Origin of the sequence: Pseudomonas fluorescens, assembly GCF_902497855.1 — a bacterium.
Classification (GTDB): domain Bacteria; phylum Pseudomonadota; class Gammaproteobacteria; order Pseudomonadales; family Pseudomonadaceae; genus Aquipseudomonas; species Aquipseudomonas fluorescens_BI.
The window spans coordinates 1-1,442 of sequence record NZ_CABVHU010000049.1 but is presented as its reverse complement, the minus strand read 5'-3'; the positions used below and the strand labels follow the sequence as shown (position 1 = coordinate 1,442).

The 1,442-nt window shown below is 51.7% G+C and carries 1 protein-coding gene; it reads right to left on the bottom strand.

Annotated elements, in window-relative coordinates; genetic code table 11:
* Positions 1–35: 35 nt before the first annotated feature.
* Positions 36–1,390 (bottom strand): IS3 family transposase gene (locus F8N96_RS34785; protein ID WP_412071841.1). Its coding sequence is split into 2 segments (ribosomal slippage): positions 36–934 and positions 934–1,390, totalling 1,356 coding nucleotides; the frame shifts between segments, so codons are not numbered across the junction.
* Positions 1,391–1,442: the final 52 nt, after the last annotated feature.

The following is a 1,442-nucleotide window of genomic DNA, read 5'->3' as shown; positions in this document are numbered from 1 at the left end:
TGAACTGACCCCTAAATGTTGGACGGTCTTTGTCGCTAGCCAGCGGATCGTGTTCTGTATTCCACAGGACTCAGTCCGCCGAGCTTCGCCTTGATTCGGTCATGGTTGTAGTAACGGATGTATTTGTCCAGACCCGTTTGGAGCTCTTCTACGCTTTCAAAACGGTTGAGGTAGAAAAATTCGGACTTCAGTGTTCCGAAAAAGCTCTCGATCACCGCATTGTCCAAGCAGTTCCCCTTTCTGGACATGCTTTGCTTTATGCCCCGATCCTTCAGCGTGTGCTGGTATCGGGGCTGTTGGTATTGCCAACCCTGGTCGGAGTGGAGCACCAAATTAACCGGGCCTTGCAGCTGTTCAATAGCCTTATCCAGCATCTCGGTTACCAAGGTAAAACTCGGTCGGGTATCGATCTGGTAGGCCAGGATCTCGCCGTTGTAGAGATCCATGACGGGCGACAAATAGAGCTTCTTCAGCCCGACTTTAAATTCCGTAACATCGGTCACCCACTTCTGGTTAGGCCGTTGCGCGAGGAAGTTACGCTCCAGCAAATTCGGCGCTATTTTGCCGACCAGGCCTTTGTAAGACCGATATCTTTTTGGACGAACTAGCGATTTGAGGTTCATGTCTTCCATCAAACGCTGAACCCTTTTTTCATTGACAGGCTCTTTTTTGCGGATCGCCAGAGTAATACGTCGATAGCCGAAACGTCCCTGATGCTCATGATAGAGGCCCTGGATGGTGGCTTTCAGGTCCGCATGCTTGTCAGGCTTCTGGAGTGCGCCGACTTGGTAGTAGAAAGTACTGCGCGCGAGATTGGCCAGCCTGAGCAAGCCATCCAAAGGAAACCTCGAGCGCAGCGCTATCACGGTGAGCGTTTTTTCTTGGGGGGACGGCTCCTGTTCGGAGCCTCCCTTATTTCCTCGAGCTTTTTTAGATAGGCGTTCTCCATACGCAGGTATTCAAGCTCAGCCTTGAGTTGTTCCCGACTTTTCGAATCATCATCTACGAACGGGGACTGGGGTGGGACAGGCGATTTTTTTGGCATGGAGACAGTCTTTTTTCTCTTGGGTACATCTAAACCGCCACTGTAATACTGGCGCTCCCAAATGCCCACCTGCGAAGACTGCCCGAGCCCAAACCGGGTGGCGGCCTCACGACAGGAAAGTCGTTCTTTGTGCATACATTCAACGACCGAAAGCTTGAACACCGCACTGTAGTGGTGACCATTCGCTCTCAGACCCGCGCTGCCACGGGCTTGAAAAGCGGCAACCCAACGTCGCAGAAGACTGCAATCAATTGAGTAGCGATTGGCGATTTTTCGAAACCCATCGTCGCCGTTGATGTAGGCCTCAACGGCTGTGATTTTGAACTGCACGGAATACTTGCCCATTGGAAACACCCCAAAAGTCAGGATCTGTGTCCAACTTTTGGGGGTCAGTTCA